Raw genomic sequence first — 19243 nt, 5'->3', positions numbered from 1 at the left:
TCAAAACATTGTATGATTAATCTTCAACCCATTGTGTGTGGAATACACCTTCACGGTCTTTTCGTTCATAAGTATGTGCACCAAAATAGTCACGTTGTGCTTGGATAAGATTAGCAGGTAAATCTTCAGAACGATAACTATCATAGTAGTTCACACTTGCAGAGAATCCTGGTGTTGGTACACCATTTTTAACGCCTGTTGCTACGACGTCTCTTAATGCATCTTGGTAATCTGTAACAATATTTTTGAAGTATGGATCTAATAATAAGTTTTCAAGTTCTGGATTATTATCGTAAGCATCTTTAATTTTTTGTAAGAATTGTGCACGAATGATACAACCTTCACGCCAAATCATTGCAAGCTCACCTAATTTTAAGTTCCATTCGTGATCTTCGCTCGCTTTTCTCATTTGCGCAAAGCCTTGAGCGTAAGAACAAATCTTACTCATATATAATGCTTTTCTGATTTTTTCTAAGAATTCTTCTTTATTACCATCAAATGAAGCTTGTGGTCCATTTAATGATTTAGACGCGTTAACACGTTCTTCTTTAATGGATGAAATGAAACGAGCAAATACTGATTCAGTGATAATTGTTAATGGAATTCCTAATTCTAATGCATTAATAGAAGTCCACTTACCTGTACCTTTTTGACCAGCAGTATCTAATATTTTTTCTACTAAAGGTTCATTATTTTCATCTAATTTAGTGAAAATATCACCAGTAATTTCTATTAAGTAACTTTCGAGTTCTCCAGCATTCCAATCTTTGAATGTTTGAGAAATTTCAGTATGACTCATACCTAATAAGTCTTTCATCATTGCATAACTTTCAGCGATTAATTGCATATCTGCATATTCAATACCGTTATGAACCATTTTCACATAATGACCTGCACCATTTGGGCCAATGTATGTTACGCAAGATGCGCCATCTTGCGCTTTAGCTGCAATGGCATCTAAGATATCACTGACTTTATTATAAGCGGCTTCTTGACCACCAGGCATTAATGAAGGACCAGTTAAAGCGCCTACTTCACCACCTGATACACCCATACCAATGAAATTAACGCCACTTTCAGCTAATGCTTTATTTCGACGAATTGTATCTTGATAGTTTGTATTACCACCATCAATTAAAATATCATCATCATCTAATAAAGGTAATAAACCATCTATTGTTGCATCGGTAGCAGGACCAGCTTTAACCATTAATAAAATTTTACGGGGTTTTTCTAATGAATTAACAAATTCTTCTAAAGAATATGTTGGGTGGATGCTTTTACCTTTTGATTCTTCCACCATTTCATCCGTTTTTTGTCTAGAACGATTATAAACAGATACACTATAACCACGTGATTCAATATTCCATGCAAGGTTTTTACCCATTACGGCTAAACCTACTACACCTATTTGTTGTGTCATATTACTTACCTCTCTTATTCGAATATTTCATTCATATTGTATCACAAATTGTGTACATACTTCACTAAATTGGCCGTGCTAATCTGCAACGAGTTCAATAATTTTTAGTACTTGGCTAGTTAACATATTAAGATCTTTAACGGCAATTCTTTCACTTGTAGTGTGAATATTTTCATAACCAACCCCTAAAATAACGGATGGAATACCATACGTATTAATGATACTACCATCTGAACCGCCGCCAGAGATTACTGTATTACCTTTTAGCCCTAAAGTAACAGCACTTTCTTTAGCTATTTTAGTTACCAGTTCATCATCATTAACCTTAAATCCAGGATAACTTTTCTCTATTTCTACGTGAGCTTGACCACCTAAATCTTTAGCAGTTTGTTCAAAGGTATCTTTCATGTGTTGTACTTGCTTTTCAATACTTTGATCATTATGTGAGCGTGCCTCTGCTTCGATAATTACTTCATCAGCTACAATATTTGTTGCTGAACCACCATGAAATTTACCTATATTTGCAGTAGTTAAATCATCGATCTGACCTAGATGCATTTTACTAATCGCTTTAGCGGCTATATTAATAGCACTAATACCTTCATCTGGTGTACTTGCATGCGCAGTCTTCCCGTTAATTGTTGTATTAATCTTCATTTGTGTTGGGGCGCCGACAACAGTAGTACCGACGTCAACACTGGCATCAATAGCATATCCAAAGTCAGCATCTAATAAAGATGTATCCAGAGCTTGAGCACCTAATAGACCTGATTCCTCACCTACTGTAATTACAAATTGAATTTGTCCATGGGATAAGTGTTGTTCATTTATAGTAGTAATTGCTTCAATAATAGCTGCTAAACCTGCTTTATCATCAGAACCTAGAATGGTAGTTCCATCTGAGTATATGTAGCCATCTTCTGCAACATGGGGCTTGATATCAAGACCAGGAACTACAGTATCCATATGACTTGTAAAATATAATTTAGGTACATCTTTATTTGAAATATTACTTGGCATCGTACAAACAAGATTGTTAGCACCTAAACCATCTGTTTGACTTGCCTGGTCTTCCTCAACTTTTAACCCGAGTGCTTCAAATTTTTGTTTTAAAATGGGTTGAATTTTCTCTTCATTACCAGTTTCTGAATTGATTTTTACTAATTCTAAAAATGTATCTAAGAGACGTTCTTTATTCATCATTGTCATTCCCCCTTAATCCTATAACTACAGTTTAACTGAATTCTGAATATATCAAAAATAAATCGATTGCAATTCAGAATTAAATCATATAATGTTAATCTATACCTAGATTTTGTATTATGAATTAAGTCTTAAATACGTTTTATGCAATTGGAGGAACTTCATATGACGAATAAAGTATTACGTGTAATTATAGTAGTGATGTTAGTAGCGGTAGTATTAGCCCTACTACTTACTAGTTTAGTCCCAATGTTGAACTAATCTTTTAAAATATTTAAAAAGCCAGAGACATCTATGATTGATGTCTCTGGCTTTTGTATATGGAAATTTATATTTTTAAGCATAATTTTTAATTTCACTATGCAATTTTAATGAGCCAAATTGAGATTTAATATTTAAATACTCTTCTAATTCGTTAAGTAATTGAATAATATTAGCACGCGAATTTAAAGCTTGATGTGAAGTCGGCAATGGTAATTCATCTAAAGATAATCTTATTTCATACAATGAATGTAAACGTAAAGCAGTATAGTCATTGCTATTAACATTACTACCTATTTCAGAGAGTAATTGTGAAATTCGGTCTAAAATTGGATCTTTAGTTTGTATATTTTCAATTAAAAATTTCATTCTTTTTAATAAATCTAGTTGCTCTTCGCGCATATCAAAATAATGATAATATGAATTCTCATTTCTTACAAAGTGATTCTTAACATCTCTAAATGCTAATGATTTGGCTTTTCTAATATTTAATGCAAGCGGTTCAAAAGTAATATTGAGTTCATGGTTATCGTGTTTACATGCATTTTCAAAAGCTATAAAAACATCAGTAATTTGATGTTCTATCTCATTCTTAAAATGTTTTAACGTTTTGTCTAAACTTGGCATGATTAAATTCATTATAAAGGCAATGCCGAGTCCAACAATTAACAACATTATTTCATTAAGAATCAGATGTCCATTGATTGTTTTAGCATTGAAAACATGTAGTAATATAACACAGCTTGTAATAACACCTTCTTGCGCATTTAATACAACTGTTAATGGAATAAACAATAATACAATTAAACCTAATACGACGGCATGTTGTCCTAGTATTGAAAATATTGCTGACCCTAAAAATAGGATTAATAAGCATGATACTAAGCGAGAAACAATTGCCGTTAGTGAATGCATTTTAGTATGTTTAATACAAAGTACAACAAGTATTGCACTTGAAGCATAGTTATCGAGGCCCAAAAGCTTACAAATTATAACACCTAATGTCATTCCTACTGCTGTCTTGAGTGTTCTAAATCCAATCTTATACGGATTTAACTTGAGCATCTGACTAGGACCTCTTATCTTTCTTCACAATATTGATCGAACAAGTTTTGTAATTGATTAATCACATTCATGACATCATGACCTTCTATTTGATGACGTTCAATCATCTCTGTGATCTTACCATCTTTAATCAATGCGAATGAAGGACTTGAAGGTGCATAACCTTCAAAATAATCTCTAGCTTGTTGTGTAGCTTCTTTGTCTTGTCCAGCAAATACAGTTACTAATCGATCTGGTAATCTATCATAATGTAGTGCATGTGCAGCTGCTGGACGTGCAATACCACCTGCACAACCACACACAGAGTTAACCATAACAAGTGTTGTACCATCTTGTTTTAATACTTTATCAACTTCATCAGCTGTTGTTAGTTGCTCATAGCCAGCTTCTTCAATTTCGTTTCTTGCTTGGTCCACGACCCCGTTCATATATAAATCAAAGTTTAAATCCATAAATTAGAATCACCTTTCGTTATTAATTTAACTGTCTTTATTTTACTAATTAAACTTCGATACTTCAACATGCATGATTATTGGAAATTAAAATAGACATAAATACTTTCGTAAATGAGAAAGTACTTATGTCTACGAATAAAATAGTGACTAATATATATTAGTGTTTTCTACTGTGTATTGTTCTACGCGTTGTTTAATATGATTCATAAATTGGCCAGTTTGTAAACCATCTAAGATACGGTGGTCGATGGATATGCAAAGATTAACCATACTTCTAATTGCTATCATATCATCGATGACCACAGGTTTTTTAACGACAGATTCAACTTGTAAAATAGCTGCTTGTGGATGGTTGATAATACCCATTGAGGATACAGAACCAAATGAACCTGTATTATTAACAGTAAATGTGCCACCTTGCATATCTTCTTGAGTTAATTGATTATTTCTTGCTTTTTGAGCTAGTTCATTAATCTCTCGAGCGATACCCTTAATTGATTTTTCATCAGCATGTTTAATGACTGGTACATATAATTTATTTTCATGTGCAACTGCAATGGAAATATTGATATCTTTATGAATGACAATTTCATTGCCATTCCAACTACTATTTAACATAGGGTAAGCTTTTAATGCTTCTGCGACTGCTTTGACAAAGAAAGCAAAGAATGTAAGATTGTAGCCTTCATTCTTTTTAAAACTATTTTTATGATAGTTTCTAGTTTTAACTAAATTAGTAGCATCTGCCTCAATCATCATCCAACCATGTGGTATTTCAGTTGCGCTTGTTACCATGTTATTAGCAATCGCTTTACGAACACCATTAACAGGTATTGTACTTTGATCACCGTCCCATTGTTGTGAATCGTTTGCTTCTGTTGTAACTTTTGGTTGTGCGTTAACTGATGATTGTGACGTGTTAGTTTGTGTTGAATGTGAATCTGTTGAATTGATATACGCTAAGATATCTTTTTTGGTAACTCTACCTTCAAATCCAGTTCCTGGTACTTGTGATAAATCAATTTGATTTTCAGACGCCAATTTAAATACTACAGGTGAAAAGCGACCATTATTTTTAGGTTGATTATCATTATGATGTTGAGCAGTATGATGTTGTTTTGTTGCTGTCTCATCTGCTACGTTTTGCGATTGAGAGTGTGACTCATTTTGTTTATCCTCATTTGAGGATGTATTTGCATTACTCTCATCAGGTGAATCAATTTTACAAATGACTGTATTGATTTCTACAGTTTCCCCTTCACTTACAGTTAATTCTGTTATCGTACCTGAAACTGTAGATGGTACTTCTGCTGTTACTTTATCAGTAATTACTTCACAAAGTGGATCATATTCATCGACATGGTCACCAACAGATACGAGCCATTGCTCAATTGTACCCTCATGAACACTCTCGCCTAATTTTGGCATTTTAATATCCATTGTAAAGCCTCCTTAAAATTCTGCGAGTTCACGCATTTTCGCCTGTATTTTCTCAGGATTCATCATTAATTCATTTTCTAAAACTGGTGAGAATGGCATTGAAGGTACATCGGCACCAGCTAATCGCATAATAGGTGCATCTAAGTCGAATAAGCAGTTTTCAGCGATAATAGCGGATACCTCTGACATAATGCTACCTTCTAAATTATCTTCAGTGACTAATAAGACTTTTCCTGTCTTTTTGGCACGGTCGATAATAGTATCTTTATCTAGTGGATAAACAGTTCTTAAGTCAACTACTTCAACGTTGATACCATCTTCTGCAAGAATATCAGCAACTTGTAAACAATAATTAACCATTAATCCATAACAAAATACTGTTATGTCATCGCCATGACGTTTTACATCAGCTTTACCTAAAGGGACTGTGTAGTAATCTTCTGGTACTTCTTCTTTTAAGAAGCGATATGCTTTTTTATGTTCAAAGTAAAGCACTGGGTCGTTAGATTCAATTGAAGATAACAGTAATCCTTTGGCGTCATATGGGGATGATGGTATAACAATTGTTAATCCCGGTGTTGAAGCAAAGATACTTTCAATACTTTGTGAATGATATAATCCACCATGCACGCCACCACCAAATGGTGCTCTGATTGTAATCGGGCATTGCCAATCATTATTGGAACGATAGCGCATTTTTGCTGCTTCGCTAATAATTTGATTTGTAGCTGGTAAAATAAAATCTGCGAATTGAATTTCGGCAATAGGACGTTTACCTAACATGGCTGCACCTATTGCAGTACCAACGATATTTGATTCAGCTAATGGTGTATCAATGACGCGTTCTTTGCCATATTTACTTTGTAATCCCAAAGTAGCACCAAATACGCCACCTTTTTTACCAACATCTTCACCAAGAATAAAAGTGTTTTGGTCTTTTTCCATAGCTAAGTCTTGTGCTTGGCGAATTGCATCTAAATAAGATAGCTTAGTCATGATTGATACTCCCTTCTTCTTCATAAACATAGGCATAAGCTTCTTCAACTGAAGGATATGGTGCTTCTTCTGCAGCTTTTGTCGCATGATTAATAATGTCTTTATGTTCTTGTTCTATTTCCGATAACCAAGCATCGTCAATGATTCCTAAATCTAATAAATGATTTTTAAAGCGGATATTACAATCGGCTTCTTTTAATCCGTCACGTTCTTCCTGTGTTCTATATTTATCATCATCGTCTGATGAATGTGCTGTCATTCGAGTTGTGATTGCTTCAATTAGAGTTGCACCCTCACCATTAAGTGCTCTGTCTCTCGATTCTTTCATAGCTTTATACATTGCAATTGGATCATTACCATCAACTTGTACACCTTCCATACCATAACCAATGGCACGATCTGATAAATTTTTTGCAGCATATTGCAAGGAATCAGGTACTGAAATTGCATATTTATTATTTATAATGACACATACAAAAGGTAATTGATGTACGCCAGCAAAGTTCAAGCCTTCATGAAAGTCTCCTTGGTTAGAACTACCTTCACCAACTGTTGCAGTAGCGATATTTGGCTTTTTGTCCATTTTTAGCGCTAATGCTGCACCTACAGAATGCGGAATTTGAGTAGCTACTGGAGAACTTTGAGATAAAATACCTTTTTCTCTATGACTATAGTGAGATGGCATTTGTTTACCACCTGAGTTAATATCGTCTCTCTTACCGAAAGAAGCTAACATTGTATCGAGTGGCGTCATACCCATGTATGTTACAAAAGCTAAATCTCTATAATATGGAGATGAAATATCGCCTTGTTCCATAGCATACGCCATACCAATTTGAGTTGCTTCTTGTCCTTGACCACTAACGACGAAAGGAATTTTTCCAGCTCTATTGAGTAACCAAAGTCTTTCATCTAATTTGCGTCCAAGGTCCATCCATTTATACATATTTTTTAGGTCTTCTTCTGTAAGGCCTGCTGACTTATAGTCAATCATGTTATTTCCTCCTATTTAAACGTGAATTGCTCGGTTTTCAATTTTTAGGCCAAGTTCCATCAATACTTCAGATAGAGATGGATGGGCATGAGTGGTTAAACCTAATTCTAATGATGAGCCATTCATAAATTGTAATAATGATACTTCATTGATTAATTCTGTTACATGTGGGCCAATCATATTTAATCCAATTATTTCATCTTGATCCTGATCAACTACCACTTCACAAAAGCCATTTTGTGGACCAGTAGATTCTATCATTGCTTTACCAATTGCTTTAAATGAAACTTTGTAATTTTTAGCATTAATATTAGCTTCTTTAGCCTGTTCTAAATTTTTCCCTATTGAAGCTATTTCAGGATAAGTGTAAATGCATTTTGGCATCAAATCATAGTTGATAGGTAAAGGTGAATCATCAAACATGTGTTCAACTGCAACGATACCTTCCTTTGACCCTACATGTGCTAATTGCAATTTACCAATACAATCACCTGCAGCATATATATGCTTATCTTCAGTTTGTTGATATTGATTTGTGATAATGTGACCTGATTGAGTCGTTTTCACTTTTGTATTTTGTAATCCGATATCAGAAGTATTTGGTTTACGTCCAACCGATAACAAGACTTTATCTACAGAGATTTGTTGATTATTCATATGAATTGTTGCGCTATTGTTATCTTTGTTAATCTCAACACTTTGTTCATCTAAGGCAACATTTTCAAAGAATTTTGCTCCGCGATTTTCTAATTCTCGTTTAATTGTTTTTGCAATTTGAGCACTTTCATTTGGTAAAATGCGTTCATTAGCTTCAATAATTGTCACATCGACACCTAAATCCGTAAGATACGATGCGAATTCTAAACCAATGACACCCCCACCAATAATTGCGATACTATCTGGCAAAATATCCATATTTAAAATATCATCACTCGATAATATTACTTGATGATCAAAGTTTAAAAATGGCAACGGTTGTGGTGAAGAACCAGTAGCTATAAGTACGAATTGATTTGGAATCATTTCATTTTCTCCATCTTCAAATTCTACTGATATCGTACCACTTTGTGGAGAAAATATAGATTCTCCTAAAATACGACCAGTGCCGTTAAACACATCAATGTGATTCTGTTTCATTAAATGCTGAACACCTTGATACATTTGATTTACGATTTCATCTTTCCTATCTAAAATACGTTCATAATTCAAATGATACTCAGGAACTTCAATACCAAATTGTTTCGCATTTTTTATAGTATGGACTACTTCTGCAGATTTTAGTAGTGATTTAGTAGGAATGCATCCTTTATGTAAACACGTACCTCCTAATAGCGATTTTTCAACAATAGCAACCGTTTTACCTAACTGTGAAGCACGTATTGCTGCTACATAACCTGCAGTGCCACCACCTAATACAACTAAATCATATTGCTTTTCAGACATTTGCTTACTCCTAACTATATGTATAGAGAACATTAATAAAACTAAGTTTATTAAAAATTCTCTGATAATAAATGGTTATCTTTCTTTGCATCTTCAAAATTAATCAATACTATAATATTCTACATCAGTTAAAACATTTTCGAAATTCTAAAAACTTCATTTTTTTGTATAAAAAGTGACTAATCAATACTACCGGAAAATATAAAGACTAACAATTCATCAAAGATTAAGGTTACTTTTTAAATAGAAGTTTTACTTACTTAAATCTAAGACATTATTTTCTTTGATTTTGAGCAATCATTTCTTTTGCGTTTTCTCTCGTTAAATCTGTAACACTTGCGCCAGAAATCATACGAGCTACTTCATCAATCCGATCATCATTTTCAAGTTCTTTAACTTGAGTGGTTGTTCGATCTTCTGTAGTATGTTTCGAAATAAGTAAATGATGATCACTCATTGTAGCTACTTGAGGTAAGTGTGAAATACATATAACTTGAATATATTCAGCGATATCACGCATTTTCTCAGCCATTTTTTGAGCTGCTTGACCTGAAACACCAGAATCAACTTCATCGAATAAAATAGCTGTTTGTCCTCTTGATTTAACAAATATACTTTTTAATGCAAGCATAATTCTAGATAGTTCTCCGCCTGAAGCTATTTTATTTAAGCTTTTTAAAGGTTCACCTTTATTTGGACTAATTAAAAATTCCACAAATTCAATACCTTCAATATTTGGTTCATCGAGTGGTTTAAATGAAATTTCTAAATTGGCATCTTTCATTTGTAAATTTTGTATTTCTGATACAATGTGGTCTCTTAATTCTCTTGCAACTTTCCTTCTTTTAGCAGATAACGATTTACCTACTTTAATCACTTGTTTGTATAAATCGTTAATCTCTTCACGTAATTGAGATGTGCTTTGTTCATAGTTTTCAATTTTATTGATTTCATTTTCAAGTTTGCCTTGATATGCAATCAACTCAGAAACATCCTTACCATATTTGCGCTTTAAGTTATTAAGCAAGTTCATACGTGATTCAAGTTCATTAAGGACTTGTTCATCAAATTCAGTGTTAGTCATTTCATCATAAAGTTCATGCTTGGCATCTTCTAACGTATAGTAAAACTGATCGACTTCTTCTTTTAATTTCACATATTTATCTGGAACGATGTCATTAATTTCATTTAAGAAATTGCTTAGCTCATAGAGTCGATCAGTAATTGCATTTTCATCTGTTAAAGTCATATGTGCATTATTTAATGCTAAACTTAATTTTTCTGAATTTTGAATTCTTTTAATATCTGTTTCTAGCTGATCGACTTCTCCCTCTTTTAAAGATGCTTCAGTCAATTCTTCTAATTGAAATTTCATCAAGTCTAATCTTTGTAGTAATGCTTGGTCAGCAGATTCTAGTTCTTCGAGTTCTTTGCGCTTAGATTTATATCGATTAAAGACATCATGATATTGTGATAAAAGATCACTATATTGATCGCCAGCGTAATCATCGAGTAATTGTAAATGATATTTTTGTTTAAGCAATGATTGCGTCTCATGTTGACCATGAATATCTAAAAGTTCCTGCATCACTTTTCTTAAATCTTGTAACGTAATTGTTTGATTATTAATTCGGCAGATACTTTTGCCAGAACTAAAAATTTCTCTTTTAACTAATAAAAAGTCTTCGTCGATATCTATATTTAAATCTTGTAACACATGTATCGCATCTTTGCTATTATCGATATCGAATATCCCTTCAATGATTGCTTTTTTCTCACCATGTCTAACATAATCTGATGACGCGCGCATACCAATAAGTTGTCCAATAGCATCTATAATAATTGATTTACCTGAACCTGTTTCACCACTTAAAACAGTTAAACCATCTGAAAATTGAATTTCTAATTCATCGATGATTGCAAATTGTTTTATTGATAAGGTTTGTAACATAAATTCATCGCATCCTTATAATAAATTGAAAATTCTAGTTTTGATTTCTTCACTCGCTTCATCATTACGACAAATAATAAGGCAAGTATCATCACCACAAATTGTACCTAACACTTCTTCCCAATCGATTTGGTCTAATATTGCGCCTATAGATTGTGCATTACCTGGTAATGTTTTTAATACTAGTAGATTACCGGTACCTTCTATATTTACAAATGAGTCCATTAAATATCTTCCGAGTTTTTCAAGAGGATGATATTTACGGTCATTAGGTAAACTATAAACATATTGGCCTGATGCAGCTGGTACTTTTATTAGTTGTAATTCTTTAATATCACGAGAGACTGTCGCCTGTGTCACATTTAATTCATATTCATTCAATCGTTTAACTAATTCATCTTGTGTTTCAATTTGTTCATTCGATATTATTTCTCTGATTTTTATATGTCTTACCGATTTTTTTGGCAAAATTAACACCTCTAGTTACGAATATTTATACAGTTATTTTAACATATGCATTTATTAACTACTACTCATCACCCTTTTAAACAAGGTAATAAAGCACGTTAAAAAACTGTTAATATAGTTTTTTAAGAATATTATTATACAAATAAATTAATCGTACTTTATATGCATTTTGATGATATTGATGAATAATTATTGTATAACAATTTTGAATTTAATTTTGAACATAAAACGAGGTTAACAAAAATTGAAAATAATTTCTGTTAACCTCTATTATGTGATTAAAATGGAAAAATAAATAAAATTAATGATCACGATGGTAGAATAAATCTACTATGTCTCTTAAATTTGTAGTTTCATATTGATCACTTATTTTATCTAAACATTTGAGTGCTTCATTACGATGATAATTTAATTTATCCTCTGCGCCGCCTTTATTCAATAATGAGACATAAGTACTTTTATCATTTTCTAAATCACTACCCACTTTTTTACCTAGCTTTTGTTCGTCGCCATATATATCTAATAAATCGTCTTTGATTTGAAACATTAATCCAAGATGGTCACTAAATTCATTTAACATTGCAGATGTATGTTCATCAGTGTCGGCAATGTCTACTGCACTCATAATTGCAAAAGTAAGTAGTGCACCTGTTTTTGTTCTATGAATAGATTCTAATGTTGAAATATCTATAGCTTTATCTTCACTTTGCATGTCTAGTGTCTGTCCACCAACCATACCAAGATGTCCACTAGCAAAAGCTAGTCTTTGTATGACTTTAACTTTTTTGGTGTCACTTAAAGCTGAATCGTAAGATACGAGTTCAAAAGCTTTAGTTAAAAGTGCATCGCCGGCTAAAATGGCTTTCCATTCACCATATACTTTGTGGTTAGTAAGCTTGCCTCTACGATAATCATCATTATCCATTGCTGGAAGATCATCATGAATAAGTGAATATGTATGAATCATTTCTAAGGCTAAAGCGCTTTGCATACCTTGACGATAATCTTCATTTAACATATCTAAAGTAAGTAACAATAATACAGGTCTAATTCTTTTTCCACCTGCATTAAGAGAATAAAGCATACTTTCTTCTAAATTCGTATTTAGAGTAGACTCTGGTATTGACTTCTTAAGAGCGTCATTTATTTCATTAATTAAATCATTCATTTGTAGTTTCTTCATTATCTTGTTCCTCTGCTTCTTCTTGCATTAATTTATTTACCTTTTTCTCGGCATCTTTTAATGTTGAATCGCATGCTGTAGATAATTTCATTCCTCGTTGATATAAATCTAGAGATTCTTCTAATGATACAGTTTCATTATCTAATTTTTGTACAATGCTCTCAAGTTCTTGCATCATTTCTTCAAAGCTTTGTTTTTCTTTACTCATCATTACACCTTACTTTCTTAACAATAGCATCAATTTGTCCATCTTTCATAGTTAAAACAATTTCATCATTTTCCGACATATCTTTGGTACTTGTAACTACGTCATCATCTTTGTTTACAATTGCGTATCCACGTAACATAGTATTTGTTGGGCTTAATTGATTCAGTTGTTCAATTTTTGATTTAAGTGCATTTTTATATTGTGATAAATCGTTATTTATCTTTTGAGTTAGTCGTGATTTAAGTTGACCATTTTGTTGTTGATTTCTAACAATAGACGTTTCGAGATGTTTTGGATTAAATCTTTGTTTCAAAATATTTAATTGATGTTGTTGTTGCTCTAACTTACTAGCCAACTTTTGATTTAATTGCTTCTCAAGATCATCTCTTCTTTGAATTTGTTGATCATATAAGAGAGATGGCTGTTTAAATTTGTAGTACGAGGCTAGATGTTCAAGATGCTTTTTATGTTGTTCCACATATTGTTTAATATGTCTAGTTAGAGTGAATTGATATTGCTTGATTTGTTGCAATAATTCGTACTGATCTGGCGTTGCCATAACTGCAGCTTGTGTTGGTGTAGCCGCTCTTACATCAGCCACAAAATCACTTAATGTAAAATCGGTTTCATGTCCAACTGCTGAGATAATTGGCGTTTGACATTCAAATATAGCTTTAACAACTTCTTCTTCATTAAAGTTCCATAAATCTTCAATTGATCCTCCACCACGTCCAACAATAATGGTATCTACATCTAATTGATCTGAATACTTAATCTTTTCTATAATGTCGTCTTTGGCTTGTTTCCCTTGTACTAATGTACTAATTTGTACTTGTTCCACAAGTGGATAGCGACTATTGATTGTTGAATGTATATCCCTGATAGCGGCACCTGTACTTGCAGTAAGGACAGCAATTCTTTTGGGAAAACGCGGTATAGGTTTTTTATTACTATTATCAAAATAACCTTCTTTTGAAAGTTTTTTCTTTAGTTCTTCCAATTTTTGATATAGATTACCAATACCATCAAGCTGCATCTTATTTACATATATTTGATAGTTGCCTCTACGTTCATAGACAGATACACGTGCCTCTAATAGTACTTCATCGCCCTCTTTAGGTTCGAAATTGAGTTTAGAAGCACTACCTTTAAACATCATTGCACTAATAACGCTTTCTTTATCTTTTACATTGAAATATAAATGCCCACTTGAATGTTTTTTAAAATTTGAAAGTTCTCCTTTTATAAGAACAGACTGTAAATGTGGGTCTTGATCAAATTTATACTTAATATATTTTGTTAATGTCGAAACTGTTAAGTAATCAGTCATATATATCACTCAATTTTATTAGTTTATGTTACTCAGTACGCCATTGATAAATTTATAATGATCATCATCACTAAATTGTTTTGCTAATTCAACGGCTTCGTTGATGACTACTTTAGCTGGTGTATCACTGTGTAATATTTCAAAAGTTGCCATGCGTAAGATAATACGATCTGTTTTTAGTAATCTTTCGAGTGACCAATCTTTAAGATATGGTTTGATTTTTTCATCTAATACGGGTTCATGATCTTTAACACCAGTCACTAACCAATTAATAAAATCAAAGTCTAAATCTGGGTAGTCATCTTTAATAAAGTTAATTGCTTCTTTGATAGTTAAATCAGTGTCTTTAATTTCTAATTGAAATAAAGTTTGAAAAGCTTGAACTCTTGATTCTTTACGACTCATAAATAACTCCTTCAAACGTATTTATAAAAGATTAGGTACTATTGAGATGTATTTTAAATTGATGACATCTCTATACTAGTACCTAACTTAATTTAATATTTATTTTTCTACTACAATTTGTGTAATATGAACGTTAATTTGTTTTGGTTCAATTGCTGCCATTGTAGAAATTTGATTGAAAATAGCAGACTGAATTTGATTAGCTGTTTTAGAGATATTGATACCGTGTTTAAAAGCGCAATAAACATCGATATAAATACCATCTTCTCGAGCTTCTATTTTTAAATCTCTATTTAAATTTTTACGACTAATTTTTTCTAAGTTAGTATTTTTTAATTCTGCAAAATGTCCTGTAATGCCATCTACTTCTGATGTAGCAATACTAGCAATAACAGATAAAACTTCTGGAGCAATTTCGATTTTGCCTAAATTTGTATGAGAATAATCCGCAACATTGACCATTGTTTTAACCTCCTATTGGTTGTCATCAGCCATAATATTATATTTTTCTAGGAATTTTGTATTAAATTCACCACTTCTAAAGATATCATTTGTTAATAATTTTAAATGGAATGGAATCGTAGTATCAATTCCTAAAACTAAATATTCACTTAACGCTCTGATACCTGTCATGATTGCTTCATCTCTTGTTGACTCATGTACGATAAGTTTAGCAACCATAGAATCATAATATGGCGGAATTGTATAATTAGTATAACATGCAGATTCAATTCTGACTCCGAATCCACCTGGTGCTAAATATTGTGTGATTTTACCAGGAGATGGCATGAAATCTTTGTAAGGATTTTCGGCGTTAATTCTAAATTCAATCGCATGACCATTAATTTTGATATCTTTTTGTTTAAATGGTAATGCTTCACCCATCGCCACTTTTAATTGCAGTTTAACTAAGTCCACACCTGTAACCATTTCAGTAACTGGGTGTTCAACTTGAATACGGGTATTCATTTCCATGAAGTAGAATTTATCATCATTTAAATCATATATAAATTCTATCGTTCCAGCATTTTCATAGTTAACGGCTTTAGCAGCTCTTATAGCAGCGTTACCCATTTCTTGACGTGTTTCTTCTGACAAGATTGGTGAAGGTGCTTCTTCTACTAATTTTTGCATACGTCTTTGAATTGTACAGTCACGTTCACCTAAATGAATTACATTACCATAACTGTCACCTATGATTTGAATTTCAATATGACGGAAATTTTCAATGAATTTTTCTAAATATAACCCGCCATTACCAAATGCAGTTTCCGCTTCTTGTTGTGTCATTCGATAGCCTGTTTCTAGTTCTTTCTCATCACGAGCTACACGTATACCTTTTCCACCACCACCAGCTGTGGCTTTAATTATGACAGGATAACCAATTTTCTTTGCAACTTTTTTCGCATCGTCAATATTATGAACTAAACCTTCACTACCTGGAACAACAGGAACATTGGCTTTGATCATTTCAGCTTTAGCGACATCTTTTATACCCATTTTTTGAATAGATTCATGGCTTGGCCCGATAAACTTTAATTGACAAGCTTCACATAATTCAGCAAAATCACCATTTTCAGCTAAGAAACCGTAACCTGGATGAACACCATCACATCCTGTTGATGTAGCAATTGATAAGATATTAGGAATATTTAAATATGAATCCTTAGACAGAGTTGGACCAACGCAATATGCTTCATCAGCAATTTGAGTATGTAAAGCGTCTTTGTCTCCTTCTGAATAAATAGCAACTGTTTGAATACCTAGCTCGTGGCAAGCTCTGATGATTCTAACTGCGATTTCGCCACGATTTGCAATAAGTACTTTTTTCATTATTTCACCTTAAATAACGGTTGGCCATACTCTACCATTTGTCCGTCTTCTACTAATATTTCAACAATTTCACCTGAGATTTCTGCTTGAATTTCATTAAATAGTTTCATTGCTTCTAAAATACAAACAGTTGTGTCATTAGAGACTTTATCTCCAACTTGTACGTAAGCACCTTCTTCTGGTGATGGTGATTTATAAAATGTACCAACCATTGGTGCATTAATAGTTTCGTAATTATCTGCCACAACTTCTTGTGATTGTGTATCTTCACTCACTTGTGGTGCAGATTGAGCAACTTGAGGTTGAGCTACAGAGGGTGCTGGTTGTTGTGCTACTTGAGGTGTGATAATTTCAGTTTCTTTTTCTTTTTTTAAGTTAACTACGCTACCTTTATTATCTTCAATGTTAATTTCTGTTAAGTTTGATTGATCAAGAATCTCTATTAATTCTTTTATTTCTTTAAAGTTCATAATTATTACTGACTCCTTCAGTTTGTTTTCATCTACCCGTCTATTTTACTTGAGACAACCTTTCAATTCAAGCATGATAAGATATCCTATATTATGAAATAAAATGGTTAGCTTAAAATCACAGTATCGAGAGATAATCCAAATCAAAGGACGATAGTTAAGATAACTCATTAAAAGTATAAAAATGTGAGGATATAATAGCTAATCATATCCTCACATTAAACTTTATTTATGATTCATTAAAGATGTCTTTTAACACACATACTGCTTGATTAATTTCTTGAGAACTAATGGTTAGTGGTGGCAATAATCGTATAACGTTTTGACCTGCAGTTAAAATGATTAAACCATGCTGACGTGCTTTGTTTACAAGTTGAGACAAGTCTAAATCTGTTTCAATACCTATCATTAATCCTTTGCCACGTATGTCAATGATACGAGGGTTGTCAAATAAAGCTTTGTTTAATTTAGTAAATAATTCTTCTGATTTTTTTGAAACGTCATTTAAAAATTGTGCATCATTAATGGTTTCTAAGGTGGCTTTGGCAGCTGTCATTGCAAGTTTATTCCCACCAAATGTAGACCCATGACTACCATAATCAAAAACATATGATAAACTTCGCTTTCCTAACATAGCGCCTACGGGTACGCCATTAGCAAGTCCTTTAGCAGAAGTAATAATATCAGGTTCTATATCGTAATGTTCAAAAGCAAAACATTTACCCGTTCGTCCAATACCAGTTTGTACCTCATCTACGATTAATAAGATATCATGTTCATTACATAGTTGACTTAATTGTTTAATAAAGGTTGATTTAGCAACGTGTATACCAGATTCACCTTGAATAAGTTCTAACATGATAGCTGCTGTATCTTTAGTGATTAGTGATTTCACACTATTGATGTCATTAAATTTTGCATAACTAAAGTGAGGAACTACATCTCCAAAGCCTGCTTTTATTTTTCCTTGTCCTGTAGCAGACATTGCACCATATGTTCTGCCATGAAATGATTGGTCAAAACATATAATAGATTGTTTGCCCGTATATTTACGTGCTAATTTAATAGCAGCCTCATTTGCTTCAGCACCGCTATTACAGAAAAATACACAATAGTCATATTGACGTACTAATAATTGAGCCACATCTTCTTGTAGCGTATTTAAATATAAATTAGGTGTATGCCAAATACTGGCAACTTGTATCTGTAATTGCTCTTTAACGTATGGGTGAAATCCTAAATTTGTTACACCTATACCTGAAGAAAAATCGAGATATTTATTACCGTTTGTATCAATTAACTCATTTCCTTCTGCTCTTACGAATTCGACATTTGTTCTTTTGTAATTTTGAAATAAATAACTCATTTGTTGTTCCCTTCTATGATGGTTCCTGTTAATAAATTATTTCCAATTATGACTTCATTAACTCCTGCCTTAATTGTTGCTACTGCACTTTCAACTTTAGGTATCATGCCACCAGTAATGATACGGTTGTCTATTTTAGATTGCACATCGCTAATATTTAACCTTTTTATCAAAGTTCCATGTTCTATCACACCTTGAACGTCAGTCATTAATATTAATTTTTGTGCTTTCATTGCGATGGCAATTGCTGTTGCTAAATGATCGGCATTGATATTAATTAAATCATCATCTTGATGTGAACCGATAGAACTTATAACAGGAATCATATTTTGATTTAAATATTTCTGAATTGCACTTACATTTACTTGTATATTTTTACCTACTGAACCGTATTGATGATAATCCAAATAATCAGCTTGAATGATTAAAAATTGTTCTTCTCTTAACTGCTTAACATTTAAGTTTACAGCTTTTAAATCACTAGCTAACCCTTTACCAATATAATTAAACAGGGCATCCTTAATAATTGGTAAATCTTCCTTAGCAGTTACTCTTAATCCATCTTTTTTGATTGTGGGGTGTTTAGCTTTTATCAATAATGATTCTATAACATTACCTCCACCGTGGACGATGATTATTTGATAGTTTTGTTGAATCCAATGCTTTATTTGTATAAGAGTATCTTCGGTTAAATGTTTTATAGCTATGCCACCCATTTTAATTACTATAATTTGTTTCATTTTGTTACC

The 19243-nt window shown here is 32.6% G+C and carries 19 protein-coding genes; all 19 read right to left on the bottom strand.

The features are described from left to right. Positions 1–16 precede the first annotated feature (16 nt). The 19 genes from gndA to argB all read right to left on the bottom strand — a co-directional run bounded on the left by gndA (position 17) and on the right by argB (position 19234). A complete protein-coding gene (gene gndA, locus EL082_RS06235) occupies positions 17–1423 on the bottom strand; it encodes an NADP-dependent phosphogluconate dehydrogenase (RefSeq protein ID WP_002465778.1) in 1407 nt (468 codons plus the stop codon). 78 nt (positions 1424–1501) lie between these two features. After that, on the bottom strand, positions 1502–2626 hold the full coding sequence (locus tag EL082_RS06230; RefSeq protein ID WP_015364982.1) for a M20/M25/M40 family metallo-hydrolase: 1125 nt from the start codon (positions 2624–2626) through the stop codon (positions 1502–1504). Positions 2627–2962: 336 nt separating this feature from the next. Continuing rightward, positions 2963–3952, bottom strand: coding sequence for an aromatic acid exporter family protein (locus EL082_RS06225; protein WP_002465753.1), 990 nt, complete (start codon positions 3950–3952; stop codon positions 2963–2965). Between the two features lie 14 nt (positions 3953–3966). Next, complete coding sequence (gene brxB, locus EL082_RS06220; RefSeq protein WP_002465745.1) at positions 3967–4404, bottom strand: bacilliredoxin BrxB; 438 nt, start codon at positions 4402–4404, stop codon at positions 3967–3969. A gap of 150 nt (positions 4405–4554) precedes the next feature. After that, entirely contained in the window at positions 4555–5847 is a 1293-nt protein-coding gene (locus EL082_RS06215) for a dihydrolipoamide acetyltransferase family protein (RefSeq protein ID WP_002465759.1), read from the bottom strand. Positions 5848–5859: 12 nt separating this feature from the next. Then, positions 5860–6843, bottom strand: coding sequence for an alpha-ketoacid dehydrogenase subunit beta (locus tag EL082_RS06210; RefSeq protein ID WP_015364981.1), 984 nt, complete (start codon positions 6841–6843; stop codon positions 5860–5862). After that, positions 6836–7837 (bottom strand): thiamine pyrophosphate-dependent dehydrogenase E1 component subunit alpha, encoded by a 1002-nt coding sequence (locus EL082_RS06205; protein ID WP_015364980.1) that lies wholly within the window; start codon positions 7835–7837, stop codon positions 6836–6838. Before EL082_RS06205 ends, EL082_RS06210 begins: the two co-directional genes overlap by 8 nt. Before the next feature lie 15 nt (positions 7838–7852). Beyond that, positions 7853–9280: a dihydrolipoyl dehydrogenase gene (lpdA, locus tag EL082_RS06200; RefSeq protein WP_015364979.1), complete on the bottom strand. Its 1428-nt coding sequence runs from the start codon at positions 9278–9280 to the stop codon at positions 7853–7855. A 274-nt stretch (positions 9281–9554) separates the two neighbouring features. Further along, on the bottom strand, positions 9555–11231 hold the full coding sequence (gene recN / locus EL082_RS06195; protein WP_002465762.1) for a DNA repair protein RecN: 1677 nt from the start codon (positions 11229–11231) through the stop codon (positions 9555–9557). Between the two features lie 15 nt (positions 11232–11246). Further along, positions 11247–11699, bottom strand: a complete 453-nt coding sequence (ahrC, locus tag EL082_RS06190; protein ID WP_002451915.1) for a transcriptional regulator AhrC/ArgR — start codon at positions 11697–11699, stop codon at positions 11247–11249. Positions 11700–12000: 301 nt separating this feature from the next. Next, complete coding sequence (locus tag EL082_RS06185) at positions 12001–12882, bottom strand: polyprenyl synthetase family protein (protein ID WP_015364978.1); 882 nt, start codon at positions 12880–12882, stop codon at positions 12001–12003. Beyond that, positions 12860–13090 carry an exodeoxyribonuclease VII small subunit gene (locus tag EL082_RS06180; RefSeq protein ID WP_002465761.1) on the bottom strand — a complete coding sequence of 77 codons (231 nt, stop codon included), beginning with the start codon at positions 13088–13090 and terminating at the stop codon, positions 12860–12862. Before EL082_RS06180 ends, EL082_RS06185 begins: the two co-directional genes overlap by 23 nt. After that, positions 13083–14420 (bottom strand): exodeoxyribonuclease VII large subunit, encoded by a 1338-nt coding sequence (xseA, locus tag EL082_RS06175; protein ID WP_103286298.1) that lies wholly within the window; start codon positions 14418–14420, stop codon positions 13083–13085. The genes EL082_RS06180 and xseA overlap by 8 nt, the downstream gene beginning before the upstream one ends. An 18-nt stretch (positions 14421–14438) precedes the next feature. Then, on the bottom strand, positions 14439–14825 hold the full coding sequence (gene nusB, locus EL082_RS06170; protein ID WP_002465725.1) for a transcription antitermination factor NusB: 387 nt from the start codon (positions 14823–14825) through the stop codon (positions 14439–14441). A gap of 99 nt (positions 14826–14924) precedes the next feature. Continuing rightward, a complete protein-coding gene (locus tag EL082_RS06165) occupies positions 14925–15287 on the bottom strand; it encodes an Asp23/Gls24 family envelope stress response protein (protein WP_002465721.1) in 363 nt (120 codons plus the stop codon). Between the two features lie 12 nt (positions 15288–15299). Beyond that, positions 15300–16658 carry an acetyl-CoA carboxylase biotin carboxylase subunit gene (accC, locus tag EL082_RS06160; RefSeq protein ID WP_002465754.1) on the bottom strand — a complete coding sequence of 453 codons (1359 nt, stop codon included), beginning with the start codon at positions 16656–16658 and terminating at the stop codon, positions 15300–15302. Next, positions 16658–17128, bottom strand: a complete 471-nt coding sequence (gene accB, locus EL082_RS06155; RefSeq protein ID WP_002465760.1) for an acetyl-CoA carboxylase biotin carboxyl carrier protein — start codon at positions 17126–17128, stop codon at positions 16658–16660. The genes accC and accB overlap by 1 nt, the downstream gene beginning before the upstream one ends. Before the next feature lie 229 nt (positions 17129–17357). After that, complete coding sequence (locus EL082_RS06150) at positions 17358–18494, bottom strand: acetylornithine transaminase (protein ID WP_015364977.1); 1137 nt, start codon at positions 18492–18494, stop codon at positions 17358–17360. Continuing rightward, a complete protein-coding gene (gene argB, locus EL082_RS06145) occupies positions 18491–19234 on the bottom strand; it encodes an acetylglutamate kinase (RefSeq protein WP_015364976.1) in 744 nt (247 codons plus the stop codon). The genes EL082_RS06150 and argB overlap by 4 nt, the downstream gene beginning before the upstream one ends. Between the last annotated feature and the right edge of the window lie 9 nt (positions 19235–19243).

The sequence above is a fragment of the Staphylococcus warneri genome, assembly GCF_900636385.1.
GTDB classification, from domain to species: Bacteria; Bacillota; Bacilli; order Staphylococcales; family Staphylococcaceae; genus Staphylococcus; species Staphylococcus warneri.
Note: the sequence above shows the minus strand (reverse complement) of the source record. Positions and strands in the feature narration are given on the sequence as shown.

Excerpts from the sequence above, each read along its gene's own strand:
- EL082_RS06210 (WP_015364981.1), bottom strand. The coding sequence starts at position 6,843 with ATGACTAAGCTATCTTATTTAGATGCAATTCGCCAAGCACAAGACTTA.
- accB (WP_002465760.1), bottom strand. The coding sequence starts at position 17,128 with ATGAACTTTAAAGAAATAAAAGAATTAATAGAGATTCTTGATCAATCA.
- EL082_RS06215 (WP_002465759.1), bottom strand. The coding sequence starts at position 5,847 with ATGGATATTAAAATGCCAAAATTAGGCGAGAGTGTTCATGAGGGTACA.
- gndA (WP_002465778.1), bottom strand. The coding sequence starts at position 1,423 with ATGACACAACAAATAGGTGTAGTAGGTTTAGCCGTAATGGGTAAAAAC.
- EL082_RS06185 (WP_015364978.1), bottom strand. The coding sequence starts at position 12,882 with ATGAAGAAACTACAAATGAATGATTTAATTAATGAAATAAATGACGCT.
- EL082_RS06225 (WP_002465753.1), bottom strand. The coding sequence starts at position 3,952 with ATGCTCAAGTTAAATCCGTATAAGATTGGATTTAGAACACTCAAGACA.
- brxB (WP_002465745.1), bottom strand. The coding sequence starts at position 4,404 with ATGGATTTAAACTTTGATTTATATATGAACGGGGTCGTGGACCAAGCA.
- nusB (WP_002465725.1), bottom strand. The coding sequence starts at position 14,825 with ATGAGTCGTAAAGAATCAAGAGTTCAAGCTTTTCAAACTTTATTTCAA.
- EL082_RS06150 (WP_015364977.1), bottom strand. The coding sequence starts at position 18,494 with ATGAGTTATTTATTTCAAAATTACAAAAGAACAAATGTCGAATTCGTA.
- EL082_RS06165 (WP_002465721.1), bottom strand. The coding sequence starts at position 15,287 with ATGGTCAATGTTGCGGATTATTCTCATACAAATTTAGGCAAAATCGAA.
- recN (WP_002465762.1), bottom strand. The coding sequence starts at position 11,231 with ATGTTACAAACCTTATCAATAAAACAATTTGCAATCATCGATGAATTA.
- EL082_RS06205 (WP_015364980.1), bottom strand. The coding sequence starts at position 7,837 with ATGATTGACTATAAGTCAGCAGGCCTTACAGAAGAAGACCTAAAAAAT.
- argB (WP_015364976.1), bottom strand. The coding sequence starts at position 19,234 with ATGAAACAAATTATAGTAATTAAAATGGGTGGCATAGCTATAAAACAT.
- EL082_RS06180 (WP_002465761.1), bottom strand. The coding sequence starts at position 13,090 with ATGAGTAAAGAAAAACAAAGCTTTGAAGAAATGATGCAAGAACTTGAG.
- accC (WP_002465754.1), bottom strand. The coding sequence starts at position 16,658 with ATGAAAAAAGTACTTATTGCAAATCGTGGCGAAATCGCAGTTAGAATC.
- EL082_RS06230 (WP_015364982.1), bottom strand. The coding sequence starts at position 2,626 with ATGATGAATAAAGAACGTCTCTTAGATACATTTTTAGAATTAGTAAAA.
- lpdA (WP_015364979.1), bottom strand. The coding sequence starts at position 9,280 with ATGTCTGAAAAGCAATATGATTTAGTTGTATTAGGTGGTGGCACTGCA.
- xseA (WP_103286298.1), bottom strand. The coding sequence starts at position 14,420 with ATGACTGATTACTTAACAGTTTCGACATTAACAAAATATATTAAGTAT.